Origin of the sequence: Streptomyces sp. ISL-66 (assembly GCF_018614135.1) — a bacterium.
Taxonomy (GTDB): domain Bacteria; phylum Actinomycetota; class Actinomycetes; order Streptomycetales; family Streptomycetaceae; genus Streptomyces.
In genome coordinates this window covers 33,955-48,783 of record NZ_JAGGOW010000015.1, presented here as the reverse complement: position 1 = coordinate 48,783, position 14,829 = coordinate 33,955, and the positions used below count along the sequence as shown (strand labels likewise).

Below are 14,829 nucleotides of genomic sequence, written 5' to 3'. Positions count from 1 at the left end.
GCGCCAGGAGGTCACCCCCGACCACCTGCTCGGGCGGGTCACCGCCGCGTTCTGGACGGTGCACAACGCCTCGGGCCCGGTGGGGGCCGCGCTGCTCATGTGGCTGGCCGGCCGCCACGGGGTCCCGCCGGTGAGCCTGGCCGCCGGCGCGCTGTGCCTGCTGATCGCCGGTTCGGGGCTGCTGACGCCGCTGCGGGGGAGCCGGACCGGCCCGGCGCGGGATCCGGTGGCGGGCGGCCCGGGCGCCGTCACCGAGCCGCGGCGACCGCGGCCGGGCCGGCGGCGGTAAGGCGCTCGGCCCGGTCCGCGGCACAGGACCTCTCGCCCGGCACGCCCGCTCCGAAGGAGGCCGTGAAGGCGACGGAGCCGCTCCCGCCGACCGGCCCATAGCAGCCCTTCGGGCCGTCTCCCGGATGTTTGTCCATTCGTGATGGGGCTTCGAAAGAGGTGCCCCGGCGGGCACTAGCGTCCCTTGCCACCCGGAGATCGGGAGCCGCAGGCACTCTCCCGGTCCAGGCAGCAAGGAGGCGCAGTGCCGTCAATCCGCCGGTCCACCGTCGGCAGCATGTCGGTCGCTTCGCGACACGTGATGGGTACGGGCATCGTCATCGGAGCCCTCGCCCTCACGCTGATCGCGCTGTTGATCCCCGTGCGGAACTTCGGCGGCGCGTCCGCCGAAGCGGCCGCGGCCCCCCTCACGGTTCCCCCCTCCGCCGACGACGACGGCGGCGGGGTCATGAGCACGGCCTTCGGGCCGCTCACTCCACAGGACCGCGATTTCGTCCGCAAGGTGCGGCTCGCCGGGCTGTGGGAGCTGCCCGCCGGCAGGCAGGCCGAGCAGCGCGGATCCGCCCCGGCGGTGCGGACCGCCGGGGAACACCTCATCGAGGGCCACACCGAACTGGACCGCCGGGTCCTGGAGGTCGGCCAGGCCCTCGGCGTCGACCTGCCGGACCGGCCGAACGAACAGCAGCGGGCCTGGCTCGACCAGTTGAACCGCGCACAAGGACCCGCGTACGAGCGCCTGTTCATCCAGCTGCTGCGCAGGGCGCACGGCAAGGTGTTCACGCTCGTGGCGCAAGTACGGGCGCAGACGCGCAATTCCATGGTCCGAGAGCTGGCCTCGGACGCCAACACGACGGTCCTGGACCACATCTCGGTCCTCGAAGCCAGTGGGCTGGTCGATTTCGACGGCCTGGCGGACTCCGTACCCGCCTCCTCCAACGATTCCCGACCGAGGAAGTGAAGTGATCGCATGAGTCGAACCAGCCGTACGAGCCGCGCAGGCCGTACGAGCCGCACGGGCCGCGCGGGGCACAAACGCCGGCTCCGGCCCTCCTACAAGGCCCTCGCCCTCGCGGTGGCCCTGGCCCTCGGCGGCGGCGCGGTCGTCGTCGCCGCCCAGGGAGCCTCCGCCGGACAGGACTCGGCGCGTTCGGCGCCGGTCACGGCCACCATCGACTGCCCCGACGTGGGCGAGCAGCTGCGCGAGGTGCCCGAGGGCGCGCGGCCCGAGGTGGATCAGGAGCTCGCGGGGCTGGACACCCAGATCGCCGACGCCTACCAGCGGCTCGCCACGGGCAAGGCGCGGGGAGACGCGCTGCTCGGGGAGCTGAAGGACCAGCGGGGCGAGACGATCGGCCGGATGTCCGACGCGATCGGCAAGAGCGCCGCCCGCCCCGACGGGCTGGACGAGCTGAGCGCCTGCGCGATGCGGGAGGCTCCGGTCGCCGAGGACGCCGAGGGCCCGACGGCCGCCCGCGCGAAGGGCGGCCCGGCACGCGGAGACTTCGTCGCCATCGGCTCGGTGAAACCGAACATCCGCGCTCCGAAGCCCAAAGCCGGTGCGTCCAAAGGGTCCTTCTCCGTGCAGTGCGGCCGCAACGAGAACCGCCACCTCAACCCGGACAACGTGATCGTCGCCCCCGGCGTGAGCAACGGCGCCCACCACATGCACGACTACGTGGGCAACAAGACCGCGGACGCCTTCTCCACCAACAACAGCCTGGCCGCCTCCGGGACCACCTGCACCAACGGCGACCTGTCCACGTACTACTGGCCCGTGCTGCGGCTGCGCGACGGAAAGGCGGAACGGGACGCGGGCGCGCCCGGCGGCGGCCAGGACGCCAACGTCGGCACGATCCTGCGGCCCAAGCAGGTCACCATCCAGTTCAAGGGCAGTGCCGTCTCCCGCGTCACCGCCATGCCGCGCTTCCTGCGGATCATCACCGGTGACGCGAAGGCGTTCACCAACGGGCCGGCCAACGCCAACGCCTCGTGGAGCTGCACCGGATTCGAGAACCGGCAGTTGAAGGACAAGTACCCCATCTGCCCCAAGGGCAGCGACGTGGTACGGACGTTCAGCTTCCAGAGCTGCTGGGACGGCCGGAACACCGACAGCGCCAACCACCGCACGCACGTGGCCTTCGCCGCCGGTGACGGTTCCTGCGGCTCCGGCTTCAAGGCGCTCCCGCAGCTGGTGCAGCGCATCGTCTACGCGGTACCCCCGGGCGCGCGCATCGCGGTGGACAGCTTCCCCGAGCAGTTGCACAAGCCGGCGACCGACCACGGCGACTTCATCAACGTCATGCCCGACGCCCTGATGGCGGAGGCGGTGCGCTGCATCAACGGCGGGCGCACCTGCGGCTGAGCCCCCGGGGCGGCGCGCCTCCCCCGCGTGGCCCCGGGAACGGTGCCGGTCCGAAGCCTCCTTCGGACCGGCACCGTCTTGCCGTCGGGGCGCCCCGGCGGTGGGGTCAGAGGCCGTTGACGCGGGCGATGCGTCCGGCGCCCAGCGGCGGCCGGAAGTCGGCGGCGACCACGCGGGCGCGGCGGCTGCCGCGGGAGGGCCGCAGCCGGACCTGGGCCATCAGGCGGCGGCTGCGCAGGGCCAGTTCCAGCTCGAACCGGGTGCGCGGGTCCCGCAGTCCGGGACCGAAGAGCTTCTCCAGCTGCCGCATGCGGTAGCGGACCGTCTGCGGGTGCACGCTCAGCGCCTTCGCCGCCTCGGGCGCGCCGCCGCCCTCCAGCCAGGCGAGCAGGGTCACTTCGAGCCGTTCGCTCTGGCGCGGGGTCAGGTCCGCGAGCGGGCGCAGCCAGCGGGCGGCGAGCGCGTGCGCCAGCGGCTCGTCCTGGAGGAGGAGCAGGGTGGAGAGGTGGTCGTCGACGTAGACGGCCCGGGTGTCGAGCCCGGCGCGCGTCGGGGTCAGGGACAGCAGCCGGACGGCCCAGCGCAGGGAGGAGGCGGTGTCGCGGGGTGCGACGGGGTGGCCGACGGCGGCGAACCGGCCGCGCAGCGCGCAGTCCAGGGCGGTGCGCTCCTCCGGGTCCTCGGTCGGGACGAGCAGGCAGGGCTGGCCCCCGGCCATGCCGCCGAGGCAGTCGTCGAGGAGGGCCGCGAGCTGCTGGGTCTCGCCGGGCGAGGCCGGCGCTATGGCCCGTACGGCCACGGGCAGCGGCCAGCCGGCCGCGTTCGCCAGTTCGGCCAGCACCAGATCGGGGAGGGGGAGGTCGCCCGTGAGCGCCGCGAAGAGCTCCCGGCGGGCGGGCTCGCGGGACGAGCCCGCAGTGCGCTGCGCGGGAACGGCCTTCAGGGGTACGGGAGATCCGCCGGGGAAGGGTTCAGCGGCGCGGGCCGCCGCGGCGGCGGTTCCGCTCGGGGGCCCGGTCGAGGCCGCCCCGTTCCCGTTCCCGGCGCCGGTCCCGGCCGTGGTGGCGGCCTCAGGGCCGCGTCGCCGGGCGGACCGGTCCGGGTCCTGCCCCGGGTCCCGCCCCAGGTCCTGGGCCAGGTCCCGGGCCCGGTCGTGCCCATGGCCCCGGCCGAGTTCCAGGTCGCCCCGGTCCCGGTCCGCCACCGTCCGCCGAGCCTGTTCGCCCGCCGCGGCTTCGCGGTAACCGAGGGCGGTGAGGAGGGCCGTCTCCACCCGCTGTCTGACCAGCTCGTCGTCGAGCTCCTCGACGAGCGCCGAGAACCCCGGGATGGTTTCCCGCAGTTCCTCCACCATCCCCGCCGCGAGCGTGGGCAGTTCCTTGCGCAGGACCCGGGTCCATTCGCCTCTGGGGCGGGACCAGATGCGGTTCAGAAGTTCGCACATTGTTACCTCGTTCAAGCCGGGGTGTGACCTGCCCCGTGGGAGGGTGGCAACCCTGCCGGGGTGATCGCCTTCCTCCCCGCCGACGCAGTGCCGGCAGGGGAGTCGGGCACCCCCGTACTCCCTCCAGGAACATGCCAACCGCTTGCAGTCCCGCGACCTTGGTCCGAGCGCCGTCGGGGAGGTGCGGCGGCGAACCAGGCGTCAACCGCGTCGCATCCGCACCACTGGAAGGGAATCTTCCGGGGATGTTCGATGCGATGGCTGTGCGAGGGCCAGAAATTATCACGTTTCGATAAATCTCGTGGAGGGCTTGCGAAGCTCCACGATGCTTCTGCACTCCGGCCCCCGCTCCCGGCCGGTCCGGTGGGCGAAGCGCCCATCTCCCGCCCGCCGCGGAGCGGTTGCGACGTCTTTACCTCCGGGCGCCGAGCGCGAGGCGGAAGTGCTCGGGCCCGGCCGTTTGGGAGACCACATGCCCCTGCCCCAGACTCGAACGCCCCGCTCGCACCGGGCCCGCCGGGCCAGACGCCGCACCGGCGCGACGGCGGCCCGGGCCGCCGGACGCAGGGCGGTCCGGCGGCCGCCCCTGCTGTCCGCGGCCGGGGGCCCGCATCCCGCGGCCCTGGGCACCGCGGTCCTGGCGGCCCTGTCCGCCCTGGTCGTGTCGGCCCGTGCCGGCGTCCTGACCCACCTGTGGGACTTCCTCGACTACGGAGCGGGCGTGCTCTCGCTCGTCTCGCTCACCGGCGCCGTCCTGTGGGGCCTGGCGGCCACCGACCGCACCCTCCTCGCCTCCGCGCACCGCCTCGCCGCCCAGGGCGTGCACCGCGGCCTCGCCGTCGCCGGGCTCGGCTTCCTCGGCCTGCACGTGTGGGTCAAGGTCGCACGGTCCCGGGCCGACGGCGCCGCGGTGGTGCTGCCGTTCGCGGACGGGGACCAGCCGCTGCTCATCGGGCTCGGCACCCTGGCCGGATACCTCTTCGTGGCGGTGGCCGTCTCCGGGGCCGTGCGCAGCGCCTTCGCCACCCGGGGCCGCTCGCTGTGGTGGCGGGCCCTGCACATGGGCGCGTACCCGGCCTGGGGCGCGTCCCTCGTCCACGGGCTCAAGTCCGGCCGGGCCGCGGGCGGCTGGGTCACGGCCGCCTACGCCCTGTGCCTCGTCGCCGTCGCGGCGCTGCTGGCCGTCCGCCTGCGCGCGCGGCTGCGTACCCAGTCGCGTACGGAGCCGCGCGCGGTGCCCGCGCGTCCGCCGACCGGGGTCCCCGCCCCGCCCCGGGTGCCGCCGCGCCATCCGGCGGCGTTCGTGCGCAAGCCCGCGGAATGGGCCGCCGAGCTGCTGACGGCGCGACTGACCCGGCAGTCCGGACCCGAGGTGTTCCGGCCCGCCGACCTGCCGGCCGACCTGCCGGCGGATCGGCCGGTGTACGGGCTCGCGGGCCTGCCCGCGGACCGGCCGTTCGAGCCGCTCGACGGTGTGCGGGGGCGGCGATGAGCGGCGTGACGCGCCCCGTGCTCGGCTGCGTCGGGCAGCCGCGGCTGCTCGCCGGACTCGACGTCGCCGCGCGGCTCGACCGCGCCGGCCACCTGGCCGTACACGGCGCCCTGCCCCCGTACCCGCCCGACGGACTGGTGGAGCTCGCGGAGGACATCGGCCTGGGGGGCCGCGGGGGAGCGGGGTTCCCGTTCGCCCGCAAGCTCCGGGCCGTCACCCGCTCCGCGCGCGGGCGTGACGGACGCAGCGCCGTCGTCGTCAACGCGTCCGAGGGCGAACCGAGTTGTCTGAAGGACGCCGCCCTGCTGCTGCACGTACCGCACTTGGTGCTCGACGGCGCCCTGCTGGCCGCCGCGGCGCTCGGAGCCGAGGACGTGGTCGTCGGCGTCACCCGGGCGGACGTCGAGCAGTCGCTCGGCGCGGCCGTCGCCGAACGGGGCCCGGCCGGGCGCCGCGTGCGCGTCGTCAGACTCCCCGAACGCTTCGTCACGGGCGAGGGCACCGCCCTCGTGAAGGGGCTCGACGGCGGGCCGGCCCTGCCCTCCGGGCAGAAGGTGCGGACCAGCGAACGCGGACTCGGCGGGCTGCCCACCCTGCTGTCGAACGCGGAGACGTACGCGCACCTCGCCGTCGCCGCACGGCTCGGCGCACCGGAGTACCGCACGGCGGGCCTGCCCGAGGAGCCGGGTACCACCCTGCTCACCGTCGCCGGGTCGACGGTCGTCGAGGTGCCGCTCGGGACCTCCCTGGCGTACGTGCTGGACCTGTGCGGAACGGTCCCCGGCCAGGGCGTGCTGGTCGGCGGCTACCACGGCCGCTGGCTGGCTCCGGCGGCGGCCCGCGAGGCCGCCCTGTCCCGGCGGTCGCTGGCGGCGTACGACGCCGTACTGGGGGCGGGCGCGGTGCTGCCGCTGCCCGAGGACACCTGTCCGGCCGGGGAAGTGGCGCGGGTCACCCGCTGGATGGCGGACGAATCGGCGGGCCAGTGCGGGCCCTGCGTACGGGGGCTCCCCTCGCTCGCCGATGCCGTCGAGCAGCTCGTGGCCGGCGGGGGCGGAGCGGCCCTCGACGCGGTGCAGGCGCGGATGCGGGGGGTGCTCGGCCGCGGCGCGTGCTCCCACCCGGACGGCACCTCCTCCTTCGTGGCCTCCGCGCTCGCGGTCTTCCCCGAGGAGTTCCGCGACCACGCGCTCGGCAGCGGCTGCGGGCGCCGCGTGCTGGGCGCGCTGCCGCTGCCCGCCGACGAGAACCCCGAACGGCTCGTCGTGGACTGGACGTTGTGCAAGGGCCACGGCCTGTGCGTGGACCTGCTGCCGGACGTCGTCCGGCTGGACGCCGACGGATACCCCTCCCAGGGCGTCATGCCGGTCCCGGGGCGGCTGCGGCCGAAGGCGCTCCGGGCGGTGCGCCGTTGCCCCGCGCTCGCCCTGCGCATTCAGGAATGAGCTAGGGGTGAGCGGCAGGGGCCGGGGCGAGTTCACGCTTTGGCGCGATCTGACAAATTCCCGGGATTTCGAATTCGGTGGGCCCGGAGGGGCCTATGAATATCCGTAGGAAACGCGCCGGACGTCAAACCGAAGGAGAGATCATGGGCAGCAGGCTTCATGTGGCCACCGCGGCGGGATCGGCGATGGCGGTACTTCTGCTGACGGCGGGCTGCGGAAGCGGTGCGGACGGCGGACGTACGGTGAATTCGGTCCGGCCCGCCGCGGCGGACAAGGCCATCGGCGACGGCTACGGGGGCGGCTACGGTTCCGACTCCGCCGCCGGGGACGGCTACGGCGCGGGCGCTTCCCCGCAGGGCCCCGGCTCCGGATCGGGCCCGGCCGGCGAGCTGGCCGTCCGGGAGATCACGGACGTCGGCAGCGTGGTCACCGACTCCGCGGGGGCGGCCCTCTACCGCTTCGACAAGGACACGGCCCAGCCGCCCCGCTCCAGCTGCGACGGGGCCTGCGCCACGACCTGGCCGCCGGTGCCGGCGGCCGACGCGAAGGCCTCCGCGGGCATCGACGCGGGGGCGCTCGGCGAGGTGGAACGGTCCGACGGCACCCGTCAGCTCACGATCGCCGGCTGGCCCGTGTACCGGTACGCGAAGGACACCACGGCGGGCGAGGCGAAGGGCGAGGGCGTCGGCGGCACCTGGCACGCGGTGGCGCCGGACGGGAAGAAGGCGGCGGACGAGAAGGAGTCGGACAACAAGACGTCGGACGGCAAGGCGGCCGGCAGCGGGATGTCCGGCAGCGGTATGGCGGGCCACGGCGGGGCCGGCCGGACGGGGGACTCCCTCTCCCTCGCCGCGGACGCGAAGCTCGGAAAGGTCCTGGTGGATTCCCAGGGGCGCACGCTCTACCGATTCGACAAGGACAGCGCCTGGCCCATGAAATTCGGTTGCCTCGACGCGTGCCTGAACACCTGGAAACCGGCGGCCCCGGTGGAGAAGGAAAAGGCATCCGGAATTCCCGCCGAGCTGGTCGGATCCGTCAAACGCCCGGACGGATCGCAGCAATTGACGATCGACTGCTGGCCGGTCTACCTCTTCACCGGCGACACCGCCCCCGGCCAGACCAACGGACACGGCAAGCAGGGCCTCTGGTTCGCCGTCGACGGCGCGGGCAAGAAGATCCCGGCGGCCTCCTGAGGAGGCGGCTGACATGCTCCCGGACCAGCCCCGTACCGGCGCCCGCCACCTGGTGCCCTGCGCAGCGGTACTGCTCCTCTCCCTGCTCTGCGGAGCCTGCGGGGACGCGGAGCAGCAGGCGCCCTCCCCGGCGGCCGCCGCCCGGCCCGCACCCGCGACGCTGGAACGGATCGAGGCCGCCCTCGGCTGCCGGGCCGAAGTCACCGTAGACGCCGATGAGTTGCGGGAGGGCGGGTGCGAGGCGGCGGGGCAGTCGTACCGGATGGCCACCTTCGCCGCGGACGAGGGCCGCCGGGCCTGGCTGGCCGAATCCCTCCCGTACGGCGGGACCTACCTCGTCGGCGACCTCTGGGTCGTCACCGCCCCCTCGCCCGACGCGCTGACCCCACTCCGCGACCGCCTCGGCGGAACCCTGCGATCGGGCGCCTCCCACGGCCCCGAACACGCTCCCACGGACGCTCCCGAACACGCGCCCTCCGACGCTCCCGAACACGCTTCCACCGACGGCCCCGGCCACGCGCCCTCCGACGCCTCCGAAGACGCGCCCCCCGACGGCCCCGACCCCACTCCCGGCCACGGCGGCGGACACGAACCTTCCCGGCCACGGAACTAGCCGCGAGGCCCCGGTCCGGCGCCGAGGAAGGTGAGCAGGTCGGCCGGCCCGGGGCGGGAGCCGCCGGTGGCCGACCAGTGGAGGTCCCGCACGGTGCGGACCGCCGCGCGGGTCACCGCGTCGACCCCCGCCTTCCGCTCGAACCAGTCCCAGTCGCCCTGGGCGTTCATCTCGAGGAACACGGCCTCCCCGCGGTCCGACAGGAAGTCGAACGCCCCGTAGGAGAGGTCCCACGCCGTGGCCAGGGCGCGTACCGCCCCGGCCACGGCGGCCGGCGTCTCGACGGAACGCACCCGCACGCGGTCCGGACGGGACCAGACGTCACGGGGGCGGTCCTTCTCCACCGCGAAGGAGAGGATCTCCCGGCCCACGAGGTAGACCCGGAACTCCGCGTCGTGGTCGACGTACTCCTGGAGCACGACCGGCGTGCCGCGCGGCACACCGAGCCCGCCTCGCAGCTCCGCGTGCTCCAGGACCCGGGGCAGGAACCAGGCGAGGCCGCCGGGTTCCGGTTCCACGTAGTGCCGGTCGAGCGCCTTGACCACGTACCGCCCGCCCGCGCTCGGTCCCCCCGTACTCGGCCCGCCCCCGGTCCGCTCGTCGTCGAGCCGTACGGCGGCGGTCGCGGGATCGGTGGTGACCACGCCCCGCGGGACGCGCACGCCGAGGGCTCGCGCCCGGGCCAGCTGGCGGAGCTGTCCGGGATCGGTGGCGCCGATGAGGACCCGTGAGACGACGGCCAGTTGGCGGGCCAGCGCGGCCCACGAATCGCGGTAGAGCATCTGCCCGCCGGCGGGGTGTGCCACCGGAGCGGCCCGCAGGGAGAAGTGGCGCAGCCAGGTGACGGTGGGCACGAACCGGTGTCCGTTCAGCGTCATCGCCCCGCCCGGCTCACACGTGGCCTCCACCCCCTCCAGCCCGTCGGCGTCGAGGCGGTGCACGGGCACGCCGATCCTGCGCAACAGGGAGGCCACCGAGGCGGCCTCCCTGTCCCCACGTCTGCTGAGCAGCAGCACGCAGTGCTCAGCCATGGGCGCTCTCCAGCAGGGCTTCCGCCATTTCGAGCAGGCGCAGGGCCTTGTCGGAGCGCTGGTCGGGCCCGGTGGCGCGCAGCCGCGTCAGCAGTTCCAGGCCGATGGCGGCCTGGTCGGCGAGCAGGTCCAGCAGCTCCACGTCGGCCATTTCCCGGGCGCCGTTGACGCCGCGGTCCAGGACCTCCAGGACGCCGATGCATTCGTCGGCGCTGAACAGGGGCGCCGCCATGATGCTGTTGGGCACGTACCCGGTGGAGGCGGCGGCGTCGCCCGAGAAGTGCTTGGACTCGCGAAGGTCGTCGACGAGCATCGACTGTCCCGAGGCCGCCACCCAGCCCGCGATGCCGGTGCCCGCGGGAAAGCGGGATCCGACGAGTTGTCCGTCCCCCTCCCCGGCCACCGCCTCGAAGACCAGTTCCCCGGCGCCGGGGTCGATGAGGAAGATCGAGGAGGCCGCGGCACCGAAGGTGTGGCGGGCGACCTCCACGATGGACTGCAGCAGGCGGCGCTCCGTGGGCGTCGCGCCGTCAACGGGGAGTGTCATGCGCACCTCCGAATCGGCCGGCCACGTTGCCGGCGCACAAGTACAGAACCGTCTTCAACTGGAAGGGTGTGAGCCACGGGTGCTTGCCGAGGACCAGCGCGCACAGCCCCGAGATGTGCGGCGCCGCGAAGCTGTTGCCGGTGGAGCGGATGGTGCCGCCGCCCGCCCAGGCCACCGGGACGCGGACGCCGCGGGCGTGGAACTCCACGGGCGGGGCCGGGTTGTAGTAGTAGGTCATCGGATCGTCCTCGTCGTGGCTCGCGACCGAGATCACCGACGAGAAGGACCACGGATAGCTGGGCACCGGCCGGTTGTGCGCCGAGACGACGAGCGCGCACCGGCGGAAGTAGGCGCGGTCGACCAGGTCGTGCAGCTGCGCGGAGATGGCCGCCCGGGTCGTCGCCAGGCTCAGGTTGATCACGTCGAAGCCCTGGTCCACGGCCCAGGACAGGCCGGCGATCAGGGCCGCGCCGCTGCCCGTCTTGCCGTCGGTCAGTACCTGGACGGAGGACACCGAGGCCTTCGGCGCGAGGGAGCGGATCACACCGGCGCAGGCCGTGCCGTGCCCGGCCCGGTCCGAGGGGGCGCACTCCGCGATCTCCACCGCGCCGTCCGCGTTCTCGACGGTGGTCACCGACCGGTCGACGCCGCCCACCAGCGGGTGATCGCCCTGCACCCCGCTGTCCACGACGCAGACGCGCACGCCCGAGCCGTCGCCGCCGCCCCAGGCCCACTCGGGCGAGATCTCGCGCATCGGGACGGCCGAGAACTCCTCGAAGGTCCGCGTACTGGTCTTCGCGCCCCAGGCCGGCACGCCCGGCGTGTAGGCCTTCGCCGACCGCCTCCACGGTGGGTCGCTCACCTGTTCTCCTCCCGGTCGGTCAGCCATGCCCGTACCGCCTCCGCGGGGAGGACGGCCTCCTTGGCCGTCAGGGCCGCGAGCGCCCGCCGTGCCGCGTGCCGGGCTCGTACCGGGGCGCCGGCGGCGTGCAGCACCCGGGCGGCCTCGAACCACACGTCGCCGGTCAGACAGGGGTCGTCGGTACGTTCCAGCGCGGCGCTGGCCCGCTCCACGGCGGCGCGGGCCCCGTCGAACGCACCGGCGGCCGCGGCCACCCGCGCCCGCAGGGCCCAGTGGACGGCCCGCGCGCGGGTCTCCAGCGTCACCCCCACCGGCTCGGCCAGCGCGGCCGCGTCGATCGCGGCCCCCGCGCGGAACTCTTCACGGGTCGCGTACACCCGCAGGGTCGCCGACGTCGTGGTCTGCCCGAGCGCGCCGAGCCCGTCGGCGGCCGCCGCGTAGTGGCGGGCCGCGGCCGCATGGGCCCCGCACAGCGACTCGACGAGCCCCGCGGTCTGGTCGGCGGCGATGGCGCCGAGGGTGAGCGTCAGGTCGGCGGAGTACTGCCGCGCACGCGCCACGTCGCCGCGGGCCTCGCCCGTCCGGCCCGACAGGGCCAGGTGGCGCGCGCGGGTCAGCAGGATCGGTACGAGCAGACAGCGGTCGCCGTCGAACCGCCGTGCCAGGTCCTCGCACAGGGCGATCGCCTTGGTGAGCGGGGTGGGTGACCACTGCGTCAGTTCGCAGATCGACACCAGGATCCGGTTCTCCTCGTACGTGTCGCCGAGCCGACGGGCCCGTACGAGGGCCTCGCGCATGGCGGACTCGGCGTCGCCGATCCGGCCCTCCGCGAAACTGCGCAGCGAGGACAGCTGATGGAGCCTGCACCAACTCAGGTCGTCCCGAGGCCCCGGCGGGCCGTCCGAGGCGGGCGCCCCGGCCGGATCGCCCGAACGCAGAGCGATCGTCTGCCGCAGGATGGCGCACGTCCTGCGCACCGGCAGGTCCCGGTCGCCCCTGGCCTCGGCCTCGGCGACGGCCCGCCGGGCGCCCTCCCAGCGGCCCAGTGCCACGCAGGCGTCGGTGATGCGGACCGCGAGGACGCGGTGCTCGGGATCGCCGTCCGGGGTCAGGGCGCGTCCGCGTTCCATCAGGGACACCGCCCCGGGCAGGTCGCGGCGGTGCAGCGCCCGGTAGCCCGCGGTCACCAGGGCGCGCGCCGCGCGGCCGGTCAGCGCCGGCAGTCCGGGATCGCCCGGGTGCGCCTCGGAGCGCAGTCGGCACGCCGTCTCCAGGTGGTGGGCGAGTTCCCCTTCGACTCCCGAGCCCGGGGGCGGCGCACCCGGTGCCCCGTTCTCGAGCCGGTCCGCGAGCACGGTGTGCCAGTCGGCACGCCGTGCCTTGGAGGTCATCTCGTAGAGCGTGTCCCGGGCCAGCATGCGGGTGAACCGGTACGCGCCGGGCGGGCCGGAGGGTTGGATCACCCGTGACTGCAGGAGCCGTCCGAGCGCGGCGTCCACGAGCCCGTCGGTCAAAGAGGGCGAGTCCTCGGCGAGCGCCCGGACGTCCTCGGCGGTGAAGGAGCCGCCCACGCCGGCCGCGCGTTCCAGCACCGCGCGGTCGGAGGGCGGCAGCCGGTCCAGCCAGGACGTCAGCAGGACGCGGATCGTCGGGGGGACGCCCTGCACCGCGGACCGGCCGCCGACCAGGTCCTCCAGCAGCAGTTCGGCGAACAGCGGGTTGCCGTCACACTCCTGGACCACCCGGGCCAGCGCCTCCTGCGTGCAGGCCGTCTCCTGGGCGGTGACCTCGGCGACTTCGGCGACCTCGGCGCGGTCGGCGCGGTCGGCCAGCAGGCCGACGAGCCGTTCGGTCTCCTGGAGGGGCAGTGCCTCCAGGTGCAGGGCGAGGGCGCCACCGGGCGCGCCACCGGGTGAGCCGTCGAGTGAGCCGTCGTCCGCCCGCGCCGCACCGGAGAGGGACGTACGGGAGGGCACCGCTCCCGGCGCGCCCGGCTCCGGACGTCCCGCGCAGACGATCAGCACCTCGGAGTCGGTCACTCCCTGGGCGATCTCACCGATCATGTCGAGGAGCGTCGGCTGCGCCCAGTGGAAGTCCTCCAGTACGAGGATCAGCGGATGCCGGCGGCCCAGGGCCTCGACCAGGCGGCGGAACGCCCATCCGATCTCGTCGACGCTCACCGGGAGCCCCGTCTCGGTCCGCACGCCCAGGGCCAGGGCCAGGGCGGTGACGGCGCGGTCGGCGCTCGGGCGGAGGGCTCGCAGGGTGCTCGCCGATTCCTCCCAGCCGCCGGGCAGGGACAGGACCGCCTCGGCCAGTGGTCGGTGGGCGAGACCGGCGCCGTACGGCTGGCAGGTGCCCCGCATGACGACGGCGCCCGCGGCCGTGGTGGAGGCGAGGAACTCCCGTACCAGGCGCGATTTCCCGATCCCGGCCGGACCGGTCACGGTGACGAGGCGGCAGCGCCGCTCGTGGCGTACTTCGGCGAACACCCGGATCAGGGCGTCCAGTTCGGACGTCCGGCCGACCAGCGGCACCGAGTCCTGCTGGACCGTGCCGTCGAGGAGTCCCACGACGCGCCAGGCGGTGACGAGGTCGCGCTTGCCCTTCAGCCTGAGCGGTGCGACGGCCTCCAAGTGCGCTCCGTTGCCCACCAGCCGGGCCGTCCCGTCGCCGATGAGGATCTCGTGGGCCTGCGCGTGGGACTGGAGACGGGCCGCGGTGTGGACCACGTCGCCCACCACGCGGGCACCCCCGCCGACGGCCCCGGCCACCACGGCCTCGCCCGAGGCGATCCCGCAGTGGATCTCGAGCCGGACCCCCGGTTCGCGCTCCGGACCGGCGTTGACGGCGGCCAGGGCCTCGCGTACCGCGCACGCCGCCCGCACTGCGTGCAGGGCGTCGTCCTCGTGGCTGACGAAGGCACCGAAGACGGCCATCACCGCATCGCCGATGAACTTCTCCACGACGCCCCCGTGTTCGGTGACCGCGGCCGTGCACGCGCCGTAGTACCGGTCCATGGCGCGCCGCAGCGCCTCGGGGTCGAGGGTCTCCGCGAAGACGGTGGAGCCGACCAGGTCGACGAAGACCGCGGTGACGATTCTTCGGCTGTCCGCGGACGGAGCGCCGCCGGTGAGCGGCGTACCGCACTCCGGGCAGAAACGGGCCGCCTCCGGTATCGCCGTGCGGCAGCTGCCGCAATGCGTCGGGCCGGTCACAGGAGTTTGAGGTCCTGACCCTCCACCTCGCCCGCCACGGCTTCCAGCCGCCCCTTGATCGAGTTGAGGACCCGGACCTCCAGCTCGGTGAGCTGGGAGAGGACGGAGCGCTGTTCGACCGCCAGCAGATCCACTGGATGGCCGGCCTCGCGCAGCGCGTGCAAGGCATCGAAGGTCATGGCTACCGGCACCTCGTTCCCGTAGTGCGGCCAGTCGAATGAGACGTTCCTCGCCGATCCTGGTGGGCCGTCCGCGGGCCCCGAAAGAACGTGCGGCTCTTCGGGGTCCTCCCGGCGCGCCTGCCCCTCGGCGGGCAGGGGCGGCCAGGTTCCCT

12 protein-coding genes and 1 pseudogene are annotated in these 14,829 nt (G+C 74.6%); 7 read left to right on the top strand and 6 right to left on the bottom strand.

Features of this window, described 5'->3' with window-relative positions; all coding sequences use genetic code 11:
- The 3 genes and pseudogenes from J7E97_RS03875 to J7E97_RS03865 all read left to right on the top strand — a co-directional run.
- Positions 1–289 (top strand): annotated as a pseudogene (locus tag J7E97_RS03875) (hypothetical protein); the annotation flags it as partial.
- Positions 290–565: 276 nt separating this feature from the next.
- A complete protein-coding gene (locus tag J7E97_RS03870) occupies positions 566–1,246 on the top strand; it encodes a DUF4142 domain-containing protein (protein ID WP_215022267.1) in 681 nt (226 codons plus the stop codon).
- Positions 1,247–1,255: 9 nt separating this feature from the next.
- Positions 1,256–2,650, top strand: coding sequence for a DUF1996 domain-containing protein (locus J7E97_RS03865; protein ID WP_215022265.1), 1,395 nt, complete (start codon positions 1,256–1,258; stop codon positions 2,648–2,650).
- A 106-nt stretch (positions 2,651–2,756) separates the two neighbouring features.
- Here J7E97_RS03865 and J7E97_RS03860 read toward each other — a convergent pair whose 3' ends face one another.
- Complete coding sequence (locus J7E97_RS03860; RefSeq protein WP_215022263.1) at positions 2,757–4,094, bottom strand: CdaR family transcriptional regulator; 1,338 nt, start codon at positions 4,092–4,094, stop codon at positions 2,757–2,759.
- Positions 4,095–4,566: 472 nt separating this feature from the next.
- Here J7E97_RS03860 and J7E97_RS03855 point away from each other — a divergent pair, with 472 nt between their 5' ends.
- The 4 genes from J7E97_RS03855 to J7E97_RS03840 all read left to right on the top strand — a co-directional run bounded on the left by J7E97_RS03855 (position 4,567) and on the right by J7E97_RS03840 (position 8,837).
- Positions 4,567–5,586, top strand: coding sequence for a hypothetical protein (locus J7E97_RS03855; RefSeq protein WP_215022261.1), 1,020 nt, complete (start codon positions 4,567–4,569; stop codon positions 5,584–5,586).
- The gene (locus J7E97_RS03850) at positions 5,583–7,031 is read left to right on the top strand and encodes an NADH-ubiquinone oxidoreductase-F iron-sulfur binding region domain-containing protein (RefSeq protein WP_215022259.1); all 1,449 of its coding nucleotides are present in this window, start codon (positions 5,583–5,585) and stop codon (positions 7,029–7,031) included. Before J7E97_RS03855 ends, J7E97_RS03850 begins: the two co-directional genes overlap by 4 nt.
- 143 nt (positions 7,032–7,174) lie before the next feature.
- Positions 7,175–8,224 (top strand): SCO0930 family lipoprotein, encoded by a 1,050-nt coding sequence (locus tag J7E97_RS03845; protein WP_215022257.1) that lies wholly within the window; start codon positions 7,175–7,177, stop codon positions 8,222–8,224.
- Positions 8,225–8,237: 13 nt separating this feature from the next.
- Complete coding sequence (locus tag J7E97_RS03840; protein WP_215022255.1) at positions 8,238–8,837, top strand: hypothetical protein; 600 nt, start codon at positions 8,238–8,240, stop codon at positions 8,835–8,837.
- Here the strand turns inward: J7E97_RS03840 and J7E97_RS03835 are convergent.
- The 5 genes from J7E97_RS03835 to J7E97_RS35520 are packed head-to-tail and all read right to left on the bottom strand — an operon-like array spanning position 8,834 to position 14,674.
- Positions 8,834–9,868 carry a hypothetical protein gene (locus J7E97_RS03835; RefSeq protein WP_215022253.1) on the bottom strand — a complete coding sequence of 345 codons (1,035 nt, stop codon included), beginning with the start codon at positions 9,866–9,868 and terminating at the stop codon, positions 8,834–8,836. The two genes, J7E97_RS03840 and J7E97_RS03835, sit on opposite strands and share 4 nt — an antisense overlap.
- Positions 9,861–10,415, bottom strand: a complete 555-nt coding sequence (locus tag J7E97_RS03830; protein ID WP_215022251.1) for a GAF domain-containing protein — start codon at positions 10,413–10,415, stop codon at positions 9,861–9,863. The genes J7E97_RS03835 and J7E97_RS03830 overlap by 8 nt, the downstream gene beginning before the upstream one ends.
- The gene (locus J7E97_RS03825; protein ID WP_215022243.1) at positions 10,399–11,277 is read right to left on the bottom strand and encodes a S8 family serine peptidase; all 879 of its coding nucleotides are present in this window, start codon (positions 11,275–11,277) and stop codon (positions 10,399–10,401) included. The genes J7E97_RS03830 and J7E97_RS03825 overlap by 17 nt, the downstream gene beginning before the upstream one ends.
- Positions 11,274–14,495 carry an AAA family ATPase gene (locus J7E97_RS03820; protein ID WP_215022241.1) on the bottom strand — a complete coding sequence of 1,074 codons (3,222 nt, stop codon included), beginning with the start codon at positions 14,493–14,495 and terminating at the stop codon, positions 11,274–11,276. The genes J7E97_RS03825 and J7E97_RS03820 overlap by 4 nt, the downstream gene beginning before the upstream one ends.
- Positions 14,492–14,674 carry an aroma-sacti cluster domain-containing protein gene (locus tag J7E97_RS35520; RefSeq protein ID WP_251053767.1) on the bottom strand — a complete coding sequence of 61 codons (183 nt, stop codon included), beginning with the start codon at positions 14,672–14,674 and terminating at the stop codon, positions 14,492–14,494. The genes J7E97_RS03820 and J7E97_RS35520 overlap by 4 nt, the downstream gene beginning before the upstream one ends.
- Positions 14,675–14,829: the final 155 nt, after the last annotated feature.

Bases quoted from the DNA above. Each gene is read 5' to 3' on its own strand.
- J7E97_RS03870 (WP_215022267.1), top strand. From the start codon at position 566: ATGTCGGTCGCTTCGCGACACGTGATGGGTACGGGCATCGTCATCGGA.
- J7E97_RS03865 (WP_215022265.1), top strand. From the start codon at position 1,256: ATGAGTCGAACCAGCCGTACGAGCCGCGCAGGCCGTACGAGCCGCACG.
- J7E97_RS03860 (WP_215022263.1), bottom strand. From the start codon at position 4,094: ATGTGCGAACTTCTGAACCGCATCTGGTCCCGCCCCAGAGGCGAATGG.
- J7E97_RS03855 (WP_215022261.1), top strand. From the start codon at position 4,567: ATGCCCCTGCCCCAGACTCGAACGCCCCGCTCGCACCGGGCCCGCCGG.
- J7E97_RS03850 (WP_215022259.1), top strand. From the start codon at position 5,583: ATGAGCGGCGTGACGCGCCCCGTGCTCGGCTGCGTCGGGCAGCCGCGG.
- J7E97_RS03845 (WP_215022257.1), top strand. From the start codon at position 7,175: ATGGGCAGCAGGCTTCATGTGGCCACCGCGGCGGGATCGGCGATGGCG.
- J7E97_RS03840 (WP_215022255.1), top strand. From the start codon at position 8,238: ATGCTCCCGGACCAGCCCCGTACCGGCGCCCGCCACCTGGTGCCCTGC.
- J7E97_RS03835 (WP_215022253.1), bottom strand. From the start codon at position 9,868: ATGGCTGAGCACTGCGTGCTGCTGCTCAGCAGACGTGGGGACAGGGAG.
- J7E97_RS03830 (WP_215022251.1), bottom strand. From the start codon at position 10,415: ATGACACTCCCCGTTGACGGCGCGACGCCCACGGAGCGCCGCCTGCTG.
- J7E97_RS35520 (WP_251053767.1), bottom strand. From the start codon at position 14,674: ATGACCTTCGATGCCTTGCACGCGCTGCGCGAGGCCGGCCATCCAGTG.